A 19,742-nucleotide genomic window follows, 5' to 3' on the forward strand; every position below is an offset into this window, starting at 1 on the left:
CCGCAACCGATGCCGGACGCACGCGTCCGGCATTTTCTTTTCCGCTATCATTCCAGCCATGACACTGATAAACGACATCCTCGCCTACCTGCCCACCTTCGCCGTCAACGTTGCGCGGCTGTGCCTGTGGCTGGTGCTGCTGTCGCTGGTATTCGTGCCGCTGGAACGCTGGCTGGCGGTGCGCAAGGCGCGACTGACACGGCGCGCGCTGGCGCTCAATCTCGGCCTGTATTTTCTCAACAGCCTGCTGCCGGCCGCCATCCTCGGCGCGCTGATGGCGGTGGTGGCCGTGGCCGCGCAGGCGGTGCTGCCGGCCGCCGTGCCCGCCGCCATGGGCGCGCTGCCCTTGGCGGTCAAGCTGCCGCTGTCGATGCTGATCGCGGAAACCGGCTTTTACTGGGGCCATCGCCTGAGCCACCGCTTGCCGTGGCTGTGGCATTTCCATTCGGTGCATCACAAGCCTCAGCACCTGTACTTCCTGATCAACACGCATGCGCATCCGGTGGACATGATCGTCACCCGCCTGTTCGGCATGACGCCGCTGTACGCCCTCGGCCTGGCCGGCGCCAGCGCGGGCGGCAGCGCGGCGCCGGCGCTGGTCATCGTCATCGGCACGGCATGGGGATTTTTCATCCATTCGAACTTGCGTGTCCGTCTCGGCCCGCTGGAATCGATCATCGCCACGCCGGCCTTCCATCACTGGCACCACACCAGCGTCGCGCCGCTGGACCGCAACTTCGCGTCGACCCTGCCCTTCCTCGACCGCGTGTTCGGCACCTGGCATCTGCCGGCCGAATGGCCGGAAGCGTACGGCCTCCACCGGGACGCTATAATCCGTCGTCCTCAACATGACGAAGAAAGCTTCGGATGATCAAAAGTTTGCGTATTGCCGGCGCGGTGATGCTGGCCTGCCTGTCCGGTGCGGCGGTGGCCGACACCTTTGAAACCATCGAATCGGCGCCGCTGAAGGAAGTGTGGCTGAACGGCGGTTTCTACTCCTACCACTTTCAGCGCGACAAGGGACTGAACGACAGCAACCCCGGCCTGGGCGGCGAGTACCGCTTTTCGACGGTGGCGTCGGCCACGGCCGGCCGCTTCTACAACAGCGACCGCGGCTACTCCAATTATGTGGGCTTGTACTACCAGCCATGGAAAATCGGCCCGGTGCGGCTGGGCGCGGTGGTAGGCGGCTTCGACGGCTACCCGAAGATGCGCGACGGCGGCTGGTTCCTGGCGGCGATCCCCACCGCCAGCTTCGAATACAAGAGCGTGGGCGTCAATGTCGCCATCGTGCCGACCTATAAGGACCGGCTCTACGGCGCCATTTCCGTCCAGCTCAAGCTGAAGGTCTTCGACTAACGGCCCTTGACGGCGACCTGGTCCAGGATGTGCTTCGGCACGGCGGCGTAGTGCTTGAACTCCATCGTGTACGTCGCCCGGCCCTGGGTCAGTGAACGCAGCGTGGTCGAATAGCCGAACATCTCGGCCAGCGGCACCAGCGCGCGGATGATCTTGCCGCCGCCGCCCGGGATCTCGTCCATGCCCTGCACCATGCCGCGCCGCGCCGTCAGGTCGCCCATGGCGTTGCCCATGAACTCTTCCGGCGTTTCCACTTCCACCTGCATCATCGGCTCCAGCAGCACGGGATCGGCGCGCTTCATGCCGTCCTTGAAGGCCATCGAGCCGGCCATGCGGAAGGCGTTTTCGTTCGAGTCCACGTCGTGGTACGAGCCGAACGTCAGCGTGACCTTGACGTCCACCACCGGATAGCCGGCCAGCACGCCGCTGCGCAAGGTTTCCTGCACGCCCTTGTCGACGGCTGGAATGAACTCGCGCGGCACCACGCCGCCCTTGATGGCGTCGACGAACTGGTAGCCCTTGCCCGGCTCCAGCGGCTCCAGGGTCAGCACCACGTGGCCGTACTGGCCCCGTCCGCCCGACTGCTTGACGAACTTGCCCTCGATATCGCTGGCCGTGCGCTGGATGGTTTCACGATAGGCCACCTGCGGCTTGCCCACCGTCGCCTCGACGCTGAACTCGCGCCGCATGCGGTCCACCAGGATCTCCAGGTGCAGCTCGCCCATGCCGGACATGATGGTCTGGCCCGATTCCTCGTCCGTGTGCACGCGGAACGACGGGTCTTCCTGCGCCAGCCGGTTCAGGGCGATGCCCATCTTTTCCTGGTCGGCCTTGGTCTTCGGCTCCACCGCCTGCGAAATCACCGGTTCCGGGAAGATCATCTTTTCCAGCACGATCACGTGATCGGGCGAACTGAGCGTATCGCCGGTGGTCACGCCTTTCAGCCCGACCGCCGCCGCGATGTCGCCGGCGTAGACTTCCTTGATCTCCTTGCGCTCGTTGGCATGCATCTGCAGGATCCGGCCCAGCCGCTCCTTCTGGCTCTTGGTCGGGTTGTAGACCGTGTCGCCGGAATTGACCACGCCCGAATACACGCGGAAGAACGTCAGCTGGCCGACGAACGGGTCGGTCATGATCTTGAACGCCAGCGCCGAGAACGGATCGCTGTCGTTCGGATGGCGCTCGATCGGATTGTCGTCCTCGTCGGTACCGGCGATCGCCGGCACGTCCACCGGTGACGGCAGATACTCGACCACCGCGTCCAGCATGGCCTGCACGCCGCGGTTCTTGAACGCGCTGCCGGCCAGCATCGGCACGATCTCGTTGCGGATGGTGCGCTGGCGCAGCCCGGCCTTGATTTCCTCCTCGGTCAGCACGCCACCGTCCAGGTATTTTTCCAGCAGCTCGGGCGAGCCTTCGGCGGCGGCCTCGACCATCTTGTCGTGCCACTCCTGCGCCAGCGCCTTCAGGTGCTCCGGAATGTCCTCGTAGGTGAACTTGACGCCCAGGCTCTCGTCATCCCAGTTGATGGCGCGCATCTTGACCAGGTCGACCACGCCGTGGAAATTGTCCTCTGCGCCCAGCGGTATCTGGATCGGAATGGCGGCGCCCTTCAGCCGCGTGGCGATCTGCTCGCGCACGCGGAAGAAGTCGGCGCCCACGCGGTCCATCTTGTTGATGAAGGCGATGCGCGGCACCTTGTACTTGTTCGCCTGGCGCCACACGGTTTCCGACTGCGGCTGCACGCCGCCCACGGCGTCATACACCATGACGGCGCCGTCCAGCACCCGCATCGAGCGCTCGACTTCGATGGTGAAGTCGACGTGGCCCGGGGTGTCGATGATGTTGATGCGGTGCTCGGCGAAATTGCCGGCCATGCCTTTCCAAAAGGCGGTGGTGGCGGCCGACGTGATGGTGATCCCGCGTTCCTGTTCCTGCTCCATCCAGTCCATCGTCGCGGCACCGTTATGTACCTCACCGATTTTATGGTTGACGCCGGTGTAAAACAGGATGCGCTCCGTGGTCGTGGTCTTGCCAGCGTCGATGTGGGCGCTGATGCCAATGTTGCGGTAACGCTCGATGGGGGTCTTGCGGGTCATCACAATTCTCCTTGAACACAATTCTGTTGGATGCAGGTGCGGCGGTTTATGGCGAATTCAAGTGCTGCCTTAGCGTGCGACATGACTAGAGGCAAGTAATATAGTCTGTGGAACAAACAGCAACCTGTATAGCTTACATCACCTGGAAAATCTGCATGCCGCTTCGACCGAAAATCTCATTTATCCTGACCTTGGGCGTGGCCCCTGGCTTGGCCCTGGCCCAAGCCGCATCACCGCAAGCCTCCGACCTGGAGATGCGGCTGGAACGCTGCGCGCTGCTCGGCGACGCCAGCGCGCGCCTCGCCTGCTATGACGGCCTGTCGAAAACCGGGCCCGCCGTCACCGCCGCCGGCGGCAACGCGGTCGGCAAACCCGATCCCGGCAAGACCAGCGCGCTGGTGACGGCGATCACCCAGCCATCCTCGGCGGCGCCCACGCAAGCGACGCAGCCGGCAGACCCTCCGGCCGAGCCCAAGCTGCCGTCCAAACTGGCGGCCATCACCACGATTCCGCCGGAAGACACGGTGTCGCGCATGGTGCAATGGTGGGAGCTGGACCGCTCGGCCAAGCGCGGCGTGTTCAATTTCCGCCCCCATCGCGACACCTACCTGCTGCTGGCCAACTACAGCACCAGCTCCAACGATGGGCCTTTTGAGGATTTCACGCCGGCCGGCGTCAAGTCCAAGCACGTGGAACTGACTTACCAGCTCAGCTTCAAGATGAAGTTGATCGAACAGATGCTCAATACGCCGGTCGACCTGTGGTTCGGCTACACCCAGAACAGCTTCTGGCAAGCGTACAACCGCGCCGCCTCCAGCCCCTTCCGCGAGACCAACTACCAGCCGGAACTGATGCTGACCACGCCGCTGAGCCTGGCACTGGGCAGCGCGCTGGACATCCGCTACCTGACCCTGGGCATGGTGCACCAGTCGAACGGGCAGACGTCCACGCTGTCGCGCAGCTGGAACCGGGTTTATGCGGAGGTGGGGGCGGAACACGGCAAGTTCGCCGCGCAATTGCGCCTGTGGAAGCGGCTGGACAACGCCCGTTCGGACAACGACAACATCGACATCACCGACTATCTGGGCCACGGCGACCTGAATCTGAGCTACCGCAGCAACGGCCACGAAGTCTCGCTGATGGCGCGGAGGAATTTTTCGACCCGCCACGGCGCCCTGCAGGCCGGATGGGCGTTCCCGCTGTCGGCCAACCTGAAGGGGTATTTGCAGGCGTTCACCGGCTACGGCCAAAGCCTGATCGACTACAACTATTCGCAGAAATCCCTGGGAGCGGGATTCCTGGTCGACTTTTAACGGGGCGAGCCGCGCAGTATGCGCGCCGGCAGCATGACGACGGCGCGCAGCAGCTCGAACACACCCTCGACGCCGATGCCGATCAGGCGGAATGGCAGACTGATCAGCCAGAGCAGCGGATACAGCACCAGCGCCAGCAAAGCCAGCGGCCAGCACAGGAATAACAGAACCAGCCACAGCACGAATCCCAGCATGAGATGCTCCCGAGTCAGTTAATGCGTTGTCAATGCTATCACTGTAATGCGCTGCCCGGCGACGGGCAATTGCCATGCGACCAACTGCAGAAAAGCGCGATCAATCGCGGGAATTCGCGGATGAATGGAGATTACTGGCCGACGCAGATGATCTTGGTGACGTATTCGTGGGCGTTCGGTTTCTTCTTGGCCGCCCATTCGATGGCCTGGTTGGCCTGCTCGATGGTCAGGATCGACGCTTTTTCCTTGGATTTGATGAAGGAAACGCCTTCGAACACGCCTTCCTTGCTGCGCATGACTTTGGCAAACACGGGCGGCTTGGTGTCGCCGTCGGCGATCTTGTTCTGCTGGATGAGGTAGCGCTGGTCGTTCTGTTCCATATATTTCTCTGTGCAAAAGACGAAATATACGCTGCGGAACGACCTTCGTGGAGACTATTTACGCGTAGGCGGGAACAGATTGAAAGAGCTGCATTGCCGCCTCGTAGAGGATGTCGGCGCGCAGCGAAGCCTGCAGCGACGGGATCGAACCGCCGGCGCGGTACTGGAAAGTGACCTGCAGCACGTCGCCCTCGCGCGCCTGGACCGGCGTGGCCAGAGGCAAGGTCATGTAGTGGTTCAGCCAGTCGATGGTGGACGAGCGCTCGCTCACCACGGCCAGGATGTTCTTGGTGACGAAGCGCATGGCGTTGATCTCGCCGCTGCGTTCGACCACGAACTTGCCCTGCCACGAATAGGTCAGCTCGTTGGGCTGGTTGAAGTCGATAATGCTGTAGACGGCCGGCTGCGCCATCTCCACGGTGCCGGGATAGATGACGGTGGTTTCCTGGAACTGCACGATGGGCGCGTAGAAACCTTCGAAATCGTATTCCTGCTGCAGCGGCTGCACCGCCATGATGACGGCTTCCGGCAGGAACACCGGCAGCGGGCCGCCGAAGCGTTCGGTATAGCGGCGCTTGAACGATTCGATGACTTCGACCTGTTTTTCGCGCAGCATGCCGACGTGGATCATCTCGCAGATGACGACGTCGACCGGTTCCGGCGGCAGGTATTCGAAGGCGTCGGCATGCACCACCTCGACCTTTTCGCCGTTGGGGTTCAGCGCCAGCATCTTGCGCGCTTCCTTGACCATGTCGGGATTGAACTCGACGCAATAGACCTTGTCCGCCTTGGCCGCCGCGAACCACGACAGCACGCCGGTGCCTCCGCCCAATTCCAGCACCTTGGCGCCGGGCTTGACCGCGTAATCGATCGCCGACTTGAAGCCGTGCATGCGGTTTTGATCCATCAGCATGTTGTGATGGTAGTGGACTGGAATGAATTGCCCCAGATAGCAGCTTTCAATCTCGCGTTCGTTCAGCATGGGTATCCTTGGTTGATGCGCATTGTGTCTGGGAGCAATGCACTGGAGCCATTATCGTCAACAATGTTGACCCGCCAAGCTGGGAACTGGAGCCCAAAAACCCGTCAATTCGGGCGTTGTTGAAAAGCCAAGCACCAGCCGCCATTGGTGTCTATACTAGCGCCACCATAACCTCCGGAAACTTCATGACCATTCAACGCCGGAACAATGTGCACTGCCTGGGCTCCGGCCCGAAAACCATCATGTTCGCGCACGGCTACGGCTGCGACCAGCAGATGTGGCGCTTCCTGGCGCCGGCGTTCGCCGAGCGCTACCAGGTCATACTGCTGGACCTGGTCGGTTGCGGCGAATCCGACCTGAGCGCCTACGATCACGAGAAATACGGCAGCCTGCACGGCCACGCCAATGACATCCTCGATGTCATCGAGGCCTGCGCCACCGGGCCGGTGATCTTCGTCGGCCACTCGGTCAGCGCGATGATCGGCATGCTGGCTTCGATCGAGGCGCCGGAGCGGTTCGCCGGACAGGTCATGATCGGACCGTCCGCCTGCTACATCAACGATGACGACTACGTCGGCGGCTACAATCCCGAAGACATTGAAGGATTGCTGCAACTGATGGAAGAAAACTATCTGACGTGGATAAAAAAGATGGCCCCGGCCATCATGGGCGCGCCGCGGTTTCCCGCGCTCTCCATGGAGTTGCTGAACCGCTTCGAGCGCAACGACCAAACCATCGCCAAACATTTTGCCCGGGTCACGTTCACCGCCGACCATCGCGCGGACTTGCCCAAGTCCACCGTGCCGGCCCTGATCCTGCAGTGCAGCGACGACCTGATCGCGCCGCGCGAGGTTGGCGACTATCTGCATGCGCACCTGCCGCGCAGCCGGCTGCAAGTGATCGACAATACCGGCCACTGTCCGCATCTGAGCGAACCGTCGACCAGTTCGGCTCACATCCACGATTTCCTGGCCAGCCTGTAGCTGCCGGACAGCTAGCGCTTGGCCTTGGCGGCCAGGTGGGCGTTGATGGTCTTGGCGATCCAGGGCTTGTCGGCCTTGGTCGCGAATTCGGCGGCGGTCAGGTGGAAGCCGCCGTCTATCAGCGAGGCGTCGGCGCCCTGCTCCAGCAGCAGTTCGACGACTTTCTCCTGGCCTTCGCGGGCGGCGATCATCAGCGGCGTCATGCCGGACGGCGCTTCGGCGTCGATGTAGGCGTAGTTGTCCAGCAGCAGCTGGGTGACCTCGACGCTGCCGGCGGCGGCCGCGTAGTGCAGCGCGGTCCAGCCTTTCTGGTTCACCTGGGCGCCGCGCTTGATCATGTCCAGCACTACCGCCTTGTTCTGGCGGAACGCCGCCATCATCAGCGCCGTGTTGCCGTTGGGCGCCTTGGCTTCGAGGTCGATGCCGGGCTGGTCCATCAATATCCTGGCCACGTCGTAGGCTTCATAGCGCATGGCGACGATCAGGGCGGTCTCGCCGGCCGGTTCGCGCAGGTTCGGGCTGAGGCCACGCGCCAGCAGCTTCTTGATGCCGGAAGTGTTGTTCAGCTGGGCCGCGCGGAAGAAGTCGACTTCGTCATCGCTCTGCTCGGCGGCCCTGGCCGGCGCGGCCAAGGCGCATGCCAGCATGGTCAACAGCAGGCGCCGCTTGGATAGAATCAACATGAGAAAGTCACGCTACCACGTTGAATAGTTTGAAGAAATTGGCGCTTGTCTGCTCTGCGACCTGCTCCACCGGGATGCCCTTCAGCTTGGCGATATACTCGCCGACGTGGGCGACGAAACCCGGCTCGTTCATCTTGCCCCGGTGCGGCATCGGCGCCAGGTAGGGCGAATCGGTCTCGATCAGGATGCGCTCGAGCGGCACTTCCAGCGCCACCGCCTGCAGGTCCTTGGCGCTCTTGAAGGTCACGATGCCGGAGAATGAGATGTAGAAACCCAGGTCGATCGCCGCGCGCGCCACTTCCAGCGACTCGGTAAAGCAGTGCATGACGCCGGCCACGCCGCCCGCCTCCGTGCCCGCACCCTCTTCGCGCATGATGCGGATGGTGTCCTCGCTGGCGCTGCGGGTGTGAATAATCAAGGGCTTACGCGTGATTCTTGATGCTTTGATGTGAGTGCGGAAGCGCTCGCGCTGCCATTCCAGATCACCTTGCAGGCGGAAATAATCCAGCCCGGTCTCGCCGATGGCGATGATCTTCGGATCGTTGGACAGCTCCACCAGCTGTTCGACGCTCGGTTCGGGCGTGTCTTCATAGTCCGGATGCACGCCGACCGAGGCGTAGATATGCGGATACTCGTGGGCCAGCGCCAGCACCTGGGGGAAATCCGGCAAGTCCACCGACACGCACAGCGCGTGGGTGACCTTGTTGTCGGCCATCTTGGCCAGGATTTCGGGCATGCGAGCAGCCAGCTCGGGGAAATTGATGTGGCAATGGGAATCGATAAACATGCCGTGATTGTAACCTATGCGTAGCTGGCCTAGAATCGGCGATCCGAATCCAAGAGGAGTCCCCGCATGCCCCGCCGCATCCTTCCCGCCCTCGCTCTCGCTCTCCCCCTGTCAACAGGCCTGGCCGCCGAAGCGCCGCCCCAGCAGTTTGCCGACCTCGGCGACGTGCGCCTGGAAAGCGGCGCCGTCATCAAGGATTGCAAGCTGGGTTACCGGACCCTGGGCACCTTGAACGCGGCCCGCTCCAATGCCGTGGTGTTCCTGCCCTGGCATACCGGCAAGAGCGCCGAGGCGCTGGGTCTGCTCGGAGCCAAGGGCTTGTTCAACACCGCCGGGCATTACGTAATAGTCATCGATGCGATCGGCAACGGCGTGGGCTGTTCGCCGTCCAACAGCGCCAGCCAGCATGGCACGGCGTTCCCGGTTTTCAACATCCGAGACATGGTGGAATCCGAATACCGGCTGCTGACCGAGAAGCTGGGCCTGAAGCAAGTCCATGCCATCGTCGGCTACTCGATGGGGGCGACGCAGACCTTCCAGTGGATGGTCAGCCATCCCGATTTCATGAAGGTGGCCGTACCCATCGCCGGCACGCCGCGCCAGACCAGCTACGACCTGCTGTTCTGGCGTACAGAGGAAGCGGCCATGCTGGCCGACCCGGAATACGCCAACGGCGGCTACAAGCAAAACCCCAGGCTGCCGCTCTACCACCAGATTTTTTCGCTGAATTTCGATACGCCGGCCTACCGCGCGGCCAAGACCAGGCCTGCCGAGGTTGAAAAGTTCATCGCGGAGACGGTGGAATACGATCCGGACGCGGCCGACGCCAACGACACGCGCTGGCAGATGCGCGCCTTCCTGGCCCAGGATATCGGCGACGACGCGGCGAAAAAAATCAAGGCCAAGGTCCACATCATCAACCCGCGCACCGACCTGATCGTCAATCCGGCCCCTGCCCTGGCCCTGGCCCGGCAGATCCGCGCCACCACCACCGTGCTCGAGGGCGATTGCGGCCATTCGGCCGTATTCTGCGCGGCGGACCAGATCCGCCCCGCCGTCGACCGCGCGCTCAAGCAGCCTTAGGCGGTCGGAGAGACATCTATCGACGCCAGGCTGTTACAATCCTCAACTACGAACTTGAACCACGGATGACGAGACCAATGGCGCGTACAGGATTAAGCAAGTCCCAAGTCAGGGCAAGCCGCGATCAGCTGCTGGCGGAAGGACGCTACCCGTCCGTCGACGCGGTGCGCCTCATGCTGGGCACCGGCTCCAAGTCGACTATCCACAAGTATTTGAAGGAACTCGGCAGCGAGGACGCCGGCGCCGGCATGACGCGGGAGGACACCGCCCGCACCCTGCTCGGTGTGGTCGAACAGCTGGCGGACAAGCTGCACGGCGACGCCGAACGCCGCCTGGATGCGCTGCGCGCCGAGCACGAGCAGGCGCTGCGGCAGAAGGAAGAGGAACTGGCCGAGCTGCGCCGCACGGTAGCCAGGCTGGCCGCCCGGGTGGAAGAGCTGGGCGGCGACCCCGTCCCCGGCGGCTACACCAACCCGCCGCCGCTGGCCGACGGCTTCGGCAATTTCAGCAATCTGCAATCGTCCTCGCGCGACGGCCGCAGCGAAATCTCACCATTCGGCATGAGCCTTGCCGGCGGCCGCTCCGCGGTATTCGATTTCGACGGCCTGCGCCCGGCAGGCCAGATCCAGCTTACGCCACGCGTTTTCCCAGGATAATCAGGTCGCGCTCGACGCCGTCGAGGTTGGCCACCTTGGGCAGGTTGGCCCAGGTTTCAAAGCCGTACTTGGCGAACAGGCCCAGGCTGGGCTTGTTGTGGCCGAAGATGAAACCCAGCAAGGTGTGCACCTTGATGGCCGGCGCATACGCGATGGCCTGCTCGATGCAGTAGCCGCCTATGCCCTTGCCGCGCCATGCCTCGGCGATATAAATCGAGATTTCCGACGTGCCCGAATAGGCCGGACGGCCGTAGAAGTTGGAATACGACATCCAGCCCAGCGTTTCCGGCCGCTCCGACACGTCGTCGGCCTTTTCAATGATCCACAGCGGACGCTTCTCCGGCGTATGGTCGTGGAACCACGGCAGGCGCGATTCGACCGACACCGGTTCGGTATCGGCGGTCACTTCGCGCGAGGCGATGGTGGTGTTGTAGATGGCTACGACGGTTGGCAAGTCTTCAAGCGTGGCGAGGCGATGGCGGAAAGTCATGGCATAAAAGCAAGGTTACAGGGTATGGGTGGCGCGCGATGAACGCAACGCTGCGCCGAGGATCTCTTCGATGCGCAGGCGGGCGCGCTGGCCGCTTTCGTCTTCGGGGAAATGCACGCCTATGCCCTGCGCCTTGTTGTTGTGCGCGCCGGCCGGCGTGATCCAGGCGACTTTGCCGGCGATCGGGTATTTGTTCGGGTCGTCCATCAGCGCCAGGATCAGGTAGATCTCGTCGCCGATCTTGTACGGTTTCTGGGTCGGCACGAAGACGCCGCCGTTCTTCAGGAAAGGCATGTAGGCCGCGTACAGGGCCGCTTTTTCCTTGATGGCCAGCGACAGCACCGTCGGCCGTGCCAGCGGCACGGTGTTCGGATCGATAGGGCTGGCAGCAGACATGGGTTACCTTTCAGCGCAGCAGGCGGCGTAGTCCAGCAACATATCCTCCAGGAACAGCTTGGGCGACAGGGGATGATCGGCCGTCGCGCGGCGTTCGTTAGCTCCCTTGATCGCGGCCAGCAGGCGGCTGACGTGAATCTTGTCGGCCAGACTCGCCAGTTCCTTCTGGTAACGAGGATAGTACCGGATGTTACCTGCCAGTTTGTAGGAAAACACATCATAAAGCCAGCGCTGCAACCAGGAAACTTGGGCACTCAGCGGCACTTTTTGCAGTTTGTCGGCAACTTTCAACGCGCCTTCGACGCTGGGACGGGCCAGCAGCTGCAGCAGTACCTCCAGATCGTCGCGGTTGCCCACTTCGGCCTGCGCCATCGCGGCCAGCGGCGCGCCGCCCTGCTCGCGCAGCCAGCTGTCAGCGTCGGCCACGCCTTGCGCCTTGAGCCAGGCCAGCGCTTCGGCATGGCTGGGCATGGGCAGCGCGAACTTGCGGCAGCGCGACAGGATGGTCGGCAACAGGCGGTCCAGGCTGTTCGACGCCAGCAGGAACACGGTGCCCGGCGGCGGCTCTTCCAGCGTCTTCAGCAAGGCGTTGGAGGCAGGCATGTTCAGCGCCTCGGCCGGATACAGCACCACCACCCGCAGCCCCTGGCGGTGGGTGGAAATGTTCATGAAATCCGCCAATGCGCGGATCTGCTCGATCTTGATTTCCTTGGACGGCGCCTTGGTCGACTTGGCGGTCTTCTTACTCTCGCCCTCGCCTTCTTCGCCTTCGGCGGCAGGCTCGTCTTCCAGCGCCTCCGGCCGCACGCGGCGGTAGTCCGGATGGTTTTGCTGGGAGAACCAGCCGCAGGAGGAACATTGGCCGCAGGCGTGACCGTCGGGCAATACCGCTTCGCACAGCAAGCCCTGGGCGAAGCGTTCGATGAAGTCGGACTTGCCTATGCCGGCCGCGCCGTGGAACAGGATCGCGTGCGGCATGCGCTGGCGCAGCAGTTGCAGCTGCTGCCAAGACGCTTCCTGCCACGGGTAGATGGAATTGCTCATTATTAGTATTCTGTTTTAAAACAAGCGCTTATGCAATGCTTTTAAAGTTAAAGTAACTCGTCGAGGATGGCGCCGATCTGGGTTTGAATCTCGGCGATGGTCTGGGTCGAATCGATGACGCGGAAGCGCTCGGGGAATTGCGCGGCGCGGCGCAGGTATTCGTTGCGGGTGGCGGCGAAGAAATCGGCCTTTTCCTGCTCGAACTTGTCCAGCGAGCGGGTGGCGTCCAGCCGCGCGCGCGCCACTTCCAGCGGCACGTCGAACAGCAAGGTCAGGTCCGGCTGCAGGTGCGGGTGCACCCACTGCTCCAGCGCTTCCAGCTTGGCCAGGTCCATGCCGCGCCCCCCGCCCTGGTAGGCGAAGCTGGCGTCGGTGAAGCGGTCGGAAATGACCCAGGCGCCGCTGTGCAGCGCCGGCGCGATCACCTGCGCGATGTGCTCGCGGCGGCTGGCGAACATCAGCAGGGCTTCGGTTTCCAGGTGCATCTTTTCGTGCAACACCAGGTCGCGCAGCTTTTCGCCCAGCGGCGTGCCGCCCGGCTCGCGCGAGCTGACCAGTGCTATGCCGCGCGCCTTGATGTAGTCGCCGACGAAGGCGATGTGGGTGGATTTTCCGGCGCCGTCTATGCCTTCGAAGGTGATGAATTTACCGCTGTGTTGAGTCATGTGCTTATCGTTGATACTTGTTTACTGCCCGATTGTGGTCGGTCAAATTGTCCGAGAACTGGCTGGTGCCATTGCCCTTGGAGACGAAATACAGGGCCGGCGTCTTGGCCGGGGCCAGCGCGGCCGACAACGATTGCACGCCCGGCAGGGCGATCGGCGTCGGCGGCAGGCCGGTGCGGGTATAGGTATTGTAAGGGGTGTCGGCTTCCAGATCCGATTTGTGGATCTTGCCGTCGTATTTGTTGCCCATGCCGTAGATTACAGTCGGGTCGGTCTGCAGCAGCATGCCGATCTTCAGGCGGTTGACGAAGACGCCGGCGATCATGCCGCGCTCGGACTTTTGCCCGGTTTCCTTTTCGACGATGGAGGCCATGGTCAGCGCCTCGTACGGCGTCTTGTACGGCAGCGAAGGATCGCGCTTGTCCCAGGCCTCGGCCAGGTGGCTGAGCATCATCGCGTGCGACTGCTTGTAGATCTGCAGGTCGCTGGCGCCCTTGGCGAACAAATAAGTATCCGGGAAGAACAGGCCTTCCGGCAACTTGTACTCCGAGGCGATCGCGCTCATCACTTCCTTGTCGGACAGCGCCACGGTGTCGTGCTTCAAGCCCTTGTGGGCGGCGATGGCGGCCCGCATCTGGCGGAAGGTCCAGCCTTCGATGATGGTCAGCTGCTCTTGCGCGAACTCGCCGCGCACCAGCTGGTCGATCAGGCGCAGCGGCGTGGTGCCCGGCTTCAGCTCGTAGGCGCCGGCCTTCAGCTTGCCGCTCTTATTGGTCACGCGCGCCAGCAGGTTGAACAGCAGCGGCTCGATCGGCACGCCGGCCTCGGCGATCTGCTGGCCGGCCGCATGGGCGCCGCTGCCCGGGGTGATATTGAATTCGATAGGCTCGATCTCGTCGCCGATGATCGGGTGCTGCGACCAGTACATGAAATAGCCGCCGCCGGCGATCGCCAGCATGATGCAAAGAGTGATGATTTTTTTTATAAAAGCCATTGTTAAAGCCGTTGGGTTGGATCAAGTGTTGGATCAAGTCGCACAGCTTGCCACTTCTTGGCACAGTCCGCCAGTGCCGCGTTTTGCGCAGCATCCGACGCGATCCGTCCGACATCACTATAATGAGCCCGTAATGATAATGCTTTAATCGTCAAATTATTGGAAATTATGTCTTCTTGGAATGAACTTTCAGCATCGCAGGTGCTGACGACCACCCAGCTGGCCGTGGGTTTCGCCGCGCCGATCGCCGACCAGGGCCTGATCGCGCTGGACGGCGAGGAATCGGCCGCCTTCCTGCACAACCAGCTGACCAACGATGTCGAACACCTGGGCACGGGCGAAGCGCGCCTGGCCGGGTATTGCTCGCCTAAAGGCCGCCTGCTGGCCTCGTTCCTGATGTGGCGTAGCGAGACCACCATCTTCCTGCAGCTGCCGCGCGAGATCCAGGCGCCGGTGCAGAAGCGGCTGGGCATGTTCGTGCTGCGCGCCAAGACCAAGCTCAGCGACGCCACCGAGGCGCCGGCCAACCAGGTCGTCATCGGCCTCGGCGGCGGCCTGGCCGAAGCGGTCCTGCAAAACTGGTTCGACACCCTGCCCGCGCAACCGTTCGCCAAGCTGGACCATCCGCTGGGCACGCTGATCCGCGTCGCCGACGCGTTTGGCGCGCCGCGCTACCAGTGGCTGATGTCCGCCGAGACCGCCCACACGGTGGCGCCGGTGCTGGCCGACAAGCTGGCCGTGGGCCGCACGGACGCCTGGCACCTGTCCGAAATCCACGCCGGCGTGCCGCAGATCACCAAGGCCACGCAGGAACAGTTCGTCCCGCAGATGATCAATTTCGAGCTGCTGGGCGGCGTCAATTTCAAGAAAGGCTGCTACCCGGGACAGGAAATCGTCGCCCGCAGCCAGTATCTGGGCAAGCTCAAGCGGCGCACCACCCTGGTGACCATCGCCGACGCGGCCGCCGCGGCCGGTGTTGAAGTGTTCGCCACGGCCGACCCCGAGCAGCCTTGCGGCATGATCGTCAACGCCGCGCCGAACGGCCACGGCGGCATCGACGCACTGGTCGAAATGAAGCTGGCCGCCATCGAAGCGGCCTCGGTCCGCCTCGGCTCGGCCGACGGCGCGCCGCTGATCTTCCTCGACATGCCATACCTGCTGGACCCGCTCGATCTCTAGCATGGATCTCTATATTTACTACCAGGTCAAGGACGCCGACGCGGCGCCCTTGCAGGCGGCGGTCGTCTCGATGCAGGCGGAACTTGCCGCGCAGCATGGCGTGACCGGTCAGCTCAAGCGCCGTCCGGAAGCGAAGGACGGCATGCAGACGTGGATGGAAGTGTATGCCGCCACGCCTGACGGATTTGCGGCGGCGCTCGGCGCCGCGGCAGAACAAGCCGGCTTGTCCGCATGGATAGCCGGCGCGCGCCACACCGAAGTTTTTACGGATTTAGCCCCATGTGCCTGATCGTTTTTGCCTGGCGGGTCATACCGGGAGTACCGCTGGTGGCCGCGGCCAACCGTGACGAGTTTTACCAGCGTGCCACCGCGCCGGCCGGCGTGTGGCCGGAGCATCCGCAAATCTACGCCGGCCGCGACCTCAAGGCCGGCGGCAGCTGGATGGGCATCACCCAGCCGTCCGGCGACAACGGCCCGTCGCGCTTTGCCGCCATCACCAACATCCGCGCTCCGGCCGAGCACCGGGACGACGCGCCCTCGCGCGGGCACCTGGTGTCCGACTTCCTGGCCGGCAGCATGACGCCGCAGCAATACGTCGACGCGATCCGCCCCGGCGCCGGCGCCTACAACGGTTTCAACCTGGTGCTGGGCGACCGCGACACGCTGATCTGGTTCTCCAACCGCGGCGACAACGACCCGCGCAACGGCAAGCCGCTGGAACCGGGCGTGTACGGCCTGTCGAACGCGCTGCTGGACGCGCCATGGCCGAAGGTGCTGAAGACCAAGGCCCAGTTCGCCAGCCTGCTGTGCCTGGGCGCGCCGGACGACGCCTTCTTCGAAATGCTGGCCGACACCACGCCGGCCCCCGACCAGCGCCTGCCGGAAACCGGCGTCCCGCTGGACCTGGAGCGGACGCTGTCGGCGGTGCGCATCGAAAGCCCGAGCTACGGCACCCGCACCTCCACCGTGGTCAAGCTGTACGCCAACGCCCCCGCGACCTTGCAGGAGATGCTGATCCACTAACGGAAAGTCGTCATACCTCTGTCACATTCGGCAAGTACATTCAGTTACCAAATTTATACCGGAGCTGAATGGCATGAATACGATAGTCCAAGCTGCGCGCGTCAGCCCCGCTGACAGCAAGAACACTCCCCTCACCGCCGCCATCTTCGTCGTGCTGCTGGTCGCCGGCCTGCTGTTCAGCGCCTACAGCCTGAGCGCCGACGTCACCGAGGCCGGTCCGGTCGCCACCAGCTGGCTGCCGTACATCCTGCTCGGCGTCGCCCTGCTGATCGCGCTCGGTTTCGAATTCGTCAACGGCTTCCACGACACCGCCAACGCCGTCGCCACCGTCATCTACACCAACTCGATGCCGGCCAACGTCGCCGTCGTGTGGTCCGGCTGCTTCAACTTTCTCGGCGTGCTGATGTCCAGCGGCGCGGTCGCCTTCGGCATCATCTCGCTGCTGCCGGTCGAGCTGATACTGCAGGTAGGCACCAGCTCCGGCTTCGCCATGGTGTTCGCGCTGCTGATCGCCGCCATCATCTGGAACCTCGGCACCTGGGCGCTCGGCCTGCCTGCATCGTCGTCGCACACGATGATCGGCTCCATCCTCGGCGTCGGCATCGCCAACGCGCTGATGCACGGCCGCGACGGCACCGCCGGCGTCGACTGGGCGCAGGCGGCCAAGGTCGGCTACTCGCTGCTGCTGTCGCCGATGGTCGGTTTCGGCTGCGCCGCCTTGCTGCTGCTGGCCTTGCGCGCACTGGTCAAGAGCCGCGAGCTGTACGAGGCCCCGGTGGGCAACGCCCCGCCGCCCTGGTACATCCGCGGCCTGCTGATCCTCACCTGCACCGGCGTCTCCTTCGCGCACGGCTCCAACGACGGCCAGAAGGGCATGGGCCTGATCATGCTGATCCTGGTCGGCACCGTGCCGATGGCCTATGCGCTGAACCGCGCCATGCCGGCCGACCAGGTGACGCAGTTCGTCGCCGTCGCGCAGGTCACCCAGCAGTCGCTGCAAAAATACGCGGTGCCGGACGCGCTGGCGGCGGCCGAGCCGCGCACCGTGCTGTCGAGCTACATCCGCAGCAAGGAAATGACCCCGGCCGTGGTGCCTGCGCTGGCGGCGCTGACCGGCGAGATCGGCCAGGCCGTCAAGCTGCATGGCTCGCTGGCCAAGGTGCCGGCCGAAGCCGTCGGCAACGTCCGCAACGACATGTACCTCGCCGCCGAGGCCATGCGCCTGCTGGACAAGTCCAAGGCCCTGCCCTTCGACCAGGATACCGCCGCCAACCTGAAGGCCTTCCGCAAGCAGCTGGACGACGCCACCAAGTTCATTCCGCTGTGGGTCAAGGTGGCGGTGGCCATCGCGCTGGGCCTGGGCACGATGGTAGGCTGGAAGCGCATCGTCGTCACCGTCGGCGAGAAGATCGGCAAGTCTCACCTGACCTACGCACAGGGCGCGTCGGCCGAACTGGTGGCCATGCTGACCATCGGCGCCGCCGACGTCTACGGCCTGCCGGTATCGACCACGCACGTGCTGTCGTCCGGCGTGGCCGGCACGATGGCGGCCAACCGCTCCGGCCTGCAATGGTCCACCGTCCGCAACCTGGCCATGGCCTGGGTGCTGACGCTGCCGGTGGCGATCCTGTTATCGGGATCGCTGTTCTGGCTGTTCTCCCATATTTTCTGAACCAAGGAATGACCATGCAATTGAATGAACAGGATTTGATGGAACGCGTACAGCGCGAACTGACCGACAGCTACGACGAAGAGCTGGAAATGGAACTGGAAGACCGCGAGATCGATCCGGTCACGCGCGAAGTGGTGGTCACCGAACGCAGCGCCGAAGCCAAGGAAGCGCGGCGCCAGTACTTCCGCGAGCTGTTCCGCCTGCAGGCGGAACTGGTCAAGCTGCAGGACTGGGTGGTCCACACCGGCCACAAGGTGGTGATCCTGTTCGAGGGCCGCGACGCCGCCGGCAAGGGCGGCGTGATCAAGCGCATCGTGCAGCGGCTGAACCCGCGCGTCTGCCGCGTCGCCGCGCTGCCGGCGCCGAACAACCGCGAACGCACGCAGTGGTACTTCCAGCGCTACGTGTCGCACCTGCCGGCGGCCGGCGAGATCGTGCTGTTCGACCGCAGCTGGTACAACCGCGCCGGCGTCGAGCGCGTGATGGGTTTCTGCACCGACGACCAGTACGAGGAATTCTTCCAGACCGTGCCGGAGTTCGAACGCATGCTGGCCCGCTCGGGCATCCAGCTGATCAAATACTGGTTCTCGATTTCCGACGAAGAGCAGAACGCGCGCTTCCTGGGCCGCATTCATGATCCACTGAAGCAGTGGAAACTGAGCCCGATGGACCTGGAATCGCGCCGCCGCTGGGAGGAATACACCCGGGCCAAGGAGATCATGCTGGAGCGCACCCATATTCCGGAGGCGCCGTGGTGGGTGGTGCAAGGCGTCGACAAGAAGAAGGCGCGGCTGAACTGCATCCACCATTTGCTGGAGCAGATGCCGTACGAGGAAGTCGAACATCCGGTAATCCAGTTGCCAGAGCGCGAGTATCACGACGACTACGTGCGCCGTCCGGTGCCGACCGAGATCATCGTGCCCGAGGTGTACTGAGCGGGGCAAGTGTGCTAAAGTTGTTCGATCAGCCACGTTAGGAGATCGACATGCAACTCGGCGCATTTTCCATCAGCCTGGCGGTCAAGGACCTTGCCGCCTCGCGGGCTTTCTACGAAAAGCTGGGGTTCAAGGAGTTCGGCGGCAATGCGTCGCAGAACTGGCTGATCATGAAGAACGGCGACCACGTCGTCGGCCTGTTCCAGGGCATGTTCGAGAAGAATATGCTGACCTTCAATCCCGGCTGGGACCAGGGCGCCAAGCCGCTCGACGGCTTTACCGACGTGCGCGAGATCCAGCGCCAGCTCAAGGAGCAAGGCGTCGCCCTCGCCTCCGAGGCTGACGAGACCACCACCGGTCCGGCCAGCATCATCGTCATCGATCCCGACGGCAATCCGGTGCTGATCGACCAACACCTATAGGCCACCATGATCCTCGGACAAGTCACCCCCATCCTGCGCAGCTTCGACGAAGCGAAGACGCGCGAATTCTATGTGGACTTCCTCGGTTTCAAGGTCGATTGGGAGCACCGCTTCGAAGACAACCTGCCGCTTTACATGCAGGTGTCCAAAGGCGGCTGCGTGCTGCACCTCACCGAGCATTTCGGCGATTGCAGCCCCGGCGCCGCGCTACGCATCCAGACCAACGGCCTGGTGGAATACCATGCCGAGCTCAATGCCAAGCAGTTCAAACACGCCCGTCCAGGCATCGAAAATCCGCCCTGGGGCGGCAGCGAGATGTCGATCAAGGACCCATCCGGCAACCGCCTCACCTTCGTTCAGAGCGGCGAGTAGGACTCGCCCCGCCGCCTGCGATGCGGAGCGG

General features: G+C 63.5%; 24 protein-coding genes. 13 read left to right on the plus strand and 11 right to left on the minus strand.

The annotated features are described in order from the left end of the window. Positions 1-58 precede the first annotated feature (58 nt). Complete coding sequence (locus ACCD07_RS00160) at positions 59-871, plus strand: sterol desaturase family protein (protein WP_413446133.1); 813 nt, start codon at positions 59-61, stop codon at positions 869-871. After that, positions 868-1,359, plus strand: coding sequence for a hypothetical protein (locus ACCD07_RS00165; RefSeq protein WP_176650665.1), 492 nt, complete (start codon positions 868-870; stop codon positions 1,357-1,359). Before ACCD07_RS00160 ends, ACCD07_RS00165 begins: the two co-directional genes overlap by 4 nt. On the opposite strand, the gene fusA is transcribed toward ACCD07_RS00165, so the two are convergent. Next, complete coding sequence (fusA, locus tag ACCD07_RS00170; RefSeq protein ID WP_176650664.1) at positions 1,356-3,458, minus strand: elongation factor G; 2,103 nt, start codon at positions 3,456-3,458, stop codon at positions 1,356-1,358. The genes ACCD07_RS00165 and fusA overlap by 4 nt on opposite strands. Positions 3,459-3,613: 155 nt before the next feature. Here fusA and ACCD07_RS00175 point away from each other — a divergent pair, with 155 nt between their 5' ends. After that, positions 3,614-4,771, plus strand: coding sequence for a phospholipase A (locus ACCD07_RS00175; RefSeq protein WP_176650663.1), 1,158 nt, complete (start codon positions 3,614-3,616; stop codon positions 4,769-4,771). Here the strand turns inward: ACCD07_RS00175 and ACCD07_RS00180 are convergent. From ACCD07_RS00180 to ACCD07_RS00190, 3 genes are all read right to left on the minus strand, one after another. Beyond that, positions 4,768-4,965: a hypothetical protein gene (locus ACCD07_RS00180; protein WP_176650662.1), complete on the minus strand. Its 198-nt coding sequence runs from the start codon at positions 4,963-4,965 to the stop codon at positions 4,768-4,770. The two genes, ACCD07_RS00175 and ACCD07_RS00180, sit on opposite strands and share 4 nt — an antisense overlap. A 131-nt stretch (positions 4,966-5,096) precedes the next feature. Next, complete coding sequence (locus tag ACCD07_RS00185; protein WP_353403619.1) at positions 5,097-5,345, minus strand: hypothetical protein; 249 nt, start codon at positions 5,343-5,345, stop codon at positions 5,097-5,099. Positions 5,346-5,403: 58 nt separating this feature from the next. Continuing rightward, the gene (locus tag ACCD07_RS00190; RefSeq protein WP_413446134.1) at positions 5,404-6,327 is read right to left on the minus strand and encodes a methyltransferase domain-containing protein; all 924 of its coding nucleotides are present in this window, start codon (positions 6,325-6,327) and stop codon (positions 5,404-5,406) included. 185 nt (positions 6,328-6,512) lie between these two features. Between ACCD07_RS00190 and ACCD07_RS00195 the strand changes: the two genes are divergently transcribed. Continuing rightward, positions 6,513-7,310, plus strand: coding sequence for an alpha/beta fold hydrolase (locus ACCD07_RS00195; protein WP_353403617.1), 798 nt, complete (start codon positions 6,513-6,515; stop codon positions 7,308-7,310). Between the two features lie 11 nt (positions 7,311-7,321). On the opposite strand, the gene ACCD07_RS00200 is transcribed toward ACCD07_RS00195, so the two are convergent. Continuing rightward, positions 7,322-7,993, minus strand: a complete 672-nt coding sequence (locus tag ACCD07_RS00200) for an ankyrin repeat domain-containing protein (protein ID WP_413446135.1) — start codon at positions 7,991-7,993, stop codon at positions 7,322-7,324. 7 nt (positions 7,994-8,000) lie between these two features. Beyond that, a complete protein-coding gene (locus ACCD07_RS00205) occupies positions 8,001-8,780 on the minus strand; it encodes a TatD family hydrolase (protein WP_413446136.1) in 780 nt (259 codons plus the stop codon). Between the two features lie 66 nt (positions 8,781-8,846). Between ACCD07_RS00205 and ACCD07_RS00210 the strand changes: the two genes are divergently transcribed. Both ACCD07_RS00210 and ACCD07_RS00215 read left to right on the plus strand, forming a co-directional pair. Then, entirely contained in the window at positions 8,847-9,863 is a 1,017-nt protein-coding gene (locus tag ACCD07_RS00210) for an alpha/beta fold hydrolase (protein ID WP_413446137.1), read from the plus strand. Positions 9,864-9,928: 65 nt separating this feature from the next. Further along, positions 9,929-10,519: a DNA-binding protein gene (locus tag ACCD07_RS00215; RefSeq protein WP_176650656.1), complete on the plus strand. Its 591-nt coding sequence runs from the start codon at positions 9,929-9,931 to the stop codon at positions 10,517-10,519. Here the strand turns inward: ACCD07_RS00215 and ACCD07_RS00220 are convergent. The 5 genes from ACCD07_RS00220 to mltG are packed head-to-tail and all read right to left on the minus strand — an operon-like array spanning position 10,494 to position 14,108. Continuing rightward, positions 10,494-11,009, minus strand: a complete 516-nt coding sequence (locus tag ACCD07_RS00220; RefSeq protein ID WP_413446138.1) for an N-acetyltransferase family protein — start codon at positions 11,007-11,009, stop codon at positions 10,494-10,496. The genes ACCD07_RS00215 and ACCD07_RS00220 overlap by 26 nt on opposite strands. Before the next feature lie 15 nt (positions 11,010-11,024). Beyond that, positions 11,025-11,405 (minus strand): PilZ domain-containing protein, encoded by a 381-nt coding sequence (locus ACCD07_RS00225; protein WP_176650654.1) that lies wholly within the window; start codon positions 11,403-11,405, stop codon positions 11,025-11,027. Between the two features lie 3 nt (positions 11,406-11,408). Next, positions 11,409-12,449, minus strand: coding sequence for a DNA polymerase III subunit delta' (locus ACCD07_RS00230; RefSeq protein ID WP_176650653.1), 1,041 nt, complete (start codon positions 12,447-12,449; stop codon positions 11,409-11,411). Between the two features lie 47 nt (positions 12,450-12,496). After that, positions 12,497-13,114 (minus strand): dTMP kinase, encoded by a 618-nt coding sequence (gene tmk, locus ACCD07_RS00235; RefSeq protein ID WP_176650652.1) that lies wholly within the window; start codon positions 13,112-13,114, stop codon positions 12,497-12,499. A gap of 4 nt (positions 13,115-13,118) precedes the next feature. After that, a complete protein-coding gene (mltG, locus tag ACCD07_RS00240) occupies positions 13,119-14,108 on the minus strand; it encodes an endolytic transglycosylase MltG (RefSeq protein ID WP_176650651.1) in 990 nt (329 codons plus the stop codon). Between the two features lie 168 nt (positions 14,109-14,276). Here mltG and ACCD07_RS00245 point away from each other — a divergent pair, with 168 nt between their 5' ends. From ACCD07_RS00245 to ACCD07_RS00275, 7 genes are all read left to right on the plus strand, one after another. Then, positions 14,277-15,287 carry a YgfZ/GcvT domain-containing protein gene (locus ACCD07_RS00245; protein ID WP_413446139.1) on the plus strand — a complete coding sequence of 337 codons (1,011 nt, stop codon included), beginning with the start codon at positions 14,277-14,279 and terminating at the stop codon, positions 15,285-15,287. A gap of 1 nt (position 15,288) precedes the next feature. Continuing rightward, positions 15,289-15,576 carry a DUF4936 family protein gene (locus tag ACCD07_RS00250; RefSeq protein ID WP_176650649.1) on the plus strand — a complete coding sequence of 96 codons (288 nt, stop codon included), beginning with the start codon at positions 15,289-15,291 and terminating at the stop codon, positions 15,574-15,576. Next, the gene (locus ACCD07_RS00255; RefSeq protein WP_176650648.1) at positions 15,567-16,310 is read left to right on the plus strand and encodes an NRDE family protein; all 744 of its coding nucleotides are present in this window, start codon (positions 15,567-15,569) and stop codon (positions 16,308-16,310) included. Before ACCD07_RS00250 ends, ACCD07_RS00255 begins: the two co-directional genes overlap by 10 nt. 73 nt (positions 16,311-16,383) lie before the next feature. Then, entirely contained in the window at positions 16,384-17,982 is a 1,599-nt protein-coding gene (locus tag ACCD07_RS00260) for an inorganic phosphate transporter (protein ID WP_413446140.1), read from the plus strand. Positions 17,983-17,996: 14 nt separating this feature from the next. Further along, positions 17,997-18,917, plus strand: a complete 921-nt coding sequence (gene ppk2, locus ACCD07_RS00265; protein ID WP_413446141.1) for a polyphosphate kinase 2 — start codon at positions 17,997-17,999, stop codon at positions 18,915-18,917. Positions 18,918-18,967: 50 nt separating this feature from the next. Then, complete coding sequence (locus tag ACCD07_RS00270) at positions 18,968-19,339, plus strand: VOC family protein (protein WP_413446142.1); 372 nt, start codon at positions 18,968-18,970, stop codon at positions 19,337-19,339. A gap of 6 nt (positions 19,340-19,345) precedes the next feature. Beyond that, positions 19,346-19,711 (plus strand): glyoxalase superfamily protein, encoded by a 366-nt coding sequence (locus ACCD07_RS00275; RefSeq protein WP_413446143.1) that lies wholly within the window; start codon positions 19,346-19,348, stop codon positions 19,709-19,711. Positions 19,712-19,742 lie beyond the last annotated feature (31 nt).

Source organism: Duganella sp. Dugasp56, assembly GCF_047304105.1.
GTDB lineage: Bacteria > Pseudomonadota > Gammaproteobacteria > Burkholderiales > Burkholderiaceae_D > Rugamonas > Rugamonas hordei.

Bases quoted from the DNA above. Each gene is read 5' to 3' on its own strand.
- ACCD07_RS00160 (WP_413446133.1), top strand. From the start codon at position 59: ATGACACTGATAAACGACATCCTCGCCTACCTGCCCACCTTCGCCGTC.
- ACCD07_RS00165 (WP_176650665.1), top strand. From the start codon at position 868: ATGATCAAAAGTTTGCGTATTGCCGGCGCGGTGATGCTGGCCTGCCTG.
- fusA (WP_176650664.1), bottom strand. From the start codon at position 3,458: ATGACCCGCAAGACCCCCATCGAGCGTTACCGCAACATTGGCATCAGC.
- ACCD07_RS00175 (WP_176650663.1), top strand. From the start codon at position 3,614: ATGCCGCTTCGACCGAAAATCTCATTTATCCTGACCTTGGGCGTGGCC.
- ACCD07_RS00180 (WP_176650662.1), bottom strand. From the start codon at position 4,965: ATGCTGGGATTCGTGCTGTGGCTGGTTCTGTTATTCCTGTGCTGGCCG.
- ACCD07_RS00185 (WP_353403619.1), bottom strand. From the start codon at position 5,345: ATGGAACAGAACGACCAGCGCTACCTCATCCAGCAGAACAAGATCGCC.
- ACCD07_RS00190 (WP_413446134.1), bottom strand. From the start codon at position 6,327: ATGCTGAACGAACGCGAGATTGAAAGCTGCTATCTGGGGCAATTCATT.
- ACCD07_RS00195 (WP_353403617.1), top strand. From the start codon at position 6,513: ATGACCATTCAACGCCGGAACAATGTGCACTGCCTGGGCTCCGGCCCG.
- ACCD07_RS00200 (WP_413446135.1), bottom strand. From the start codon at position 7,993: ATGTTGATTCTATCCAAGCGGCGCCTGCTGTTGACCATGCTGGCATGC.
- ACCD07_RS00205 (WP_413446136.1), bottom strand. From the start codon at position 8,780: ATGTTTATCGATTCCCATTGCCACATCAATTTCCCCGAGCTGGCTGCT.
- ACCD07_RS00210 (WP_413446137.1), top strand. From the start codon at position 8,847: ATGCCCCGCCGCATCCTTCCCGCCCTCGCTCTCGCTCTCCCCCTGTCA.
- ACCD07_RS00215 (WP_176650656.1), top strand. From the start codon at position 9,929: ATGACGAGACCAATGGCGCGTACAGGATTAAGCAAGTCCCAAGTCAGG.
- ACCD07_RS00220 (WP_413446138.1), bottom strand. From the start codon at position 11,009: ATGACTTTCCGCCATCGCCTCGCCACGCTTGAAGACTTGCCAACCGTC.
- ACCD07_RS00225 (WP_176650654.1), bottom strand. From the start codon at position 11,405: ATGTCTGCTGCCAGCCCTATCGATCCGAACACCGTGCCGCTGGCACGG.
- ACCD07_RS00230 (WP_176650653.1), bottom strand. From the start codon at position 12,449: ATGAGCAATTCCATCTACCCGTGGCAGGAAGCGTCTTGGCAGCAGCTG.
- tmk (WP_176650652.1), bottom strand. From the start codon at position 13,114: ATGACTCAACACAGCGGTAAATTCATCACCTTCGAAGGCATAGACGGC.
- mltG (WP_176650651.1), bottom strand. From the start codon at position 14,108: ATGGCTTTTATAAAAAAAATCATCACTCTTTGCATCATGCTGGCGATC.
- ACCD07_RS00245 (WP_413446139.1), top strand. From the start codon at position 14,277: ATGTCTTCTTGGAATGAACTTTCAGCATCGCAGGTGCTGACGACCACC.
- ACCD07_RS00250 (WP_176650649.1), top strand. From the start codon at position 15,289: ATGGATCTCTATATTTACTACCAGGTCAAGGACGCCGACGCGGCGCCC.
- ACCD07_RS00255 (WP_176650648.1), top strand. From the start codon at position 15,567: ATGTGCCTGATCGTTTTTGCCTGGCGGGTCATACCGGGAGTACCGCTG.
- ACCD07_RS00260 (WP_413446140.1), top strand. From the start codon at position 16,384: ATGAATACGATAGTCCAAGCTGCGCGCGTCAGCCCCGCTGACAGCAAG.
- ppk2 (WP_413446141.1), top strand. From the start codon at position 17,997: ATGCAATTGAATGAACAGGATTTGATGGAACGCGTACAGCGCGAACTG.
- ACCD07_RS00270 (WP_413446142.1), top strand. From the start codon at position 18,968: ATGCAACTCGGCGCATTTTCCATCAGCCTGGCGGTCAAGGACCTTGCC.
- ACCD07_RS00275 (WP_413446143.1), top strand. From the start codon at position 19,346: ATGATCCTCGGACAAGTCACCCCCATCCTGCGCAGCTTCGACGAAGCG.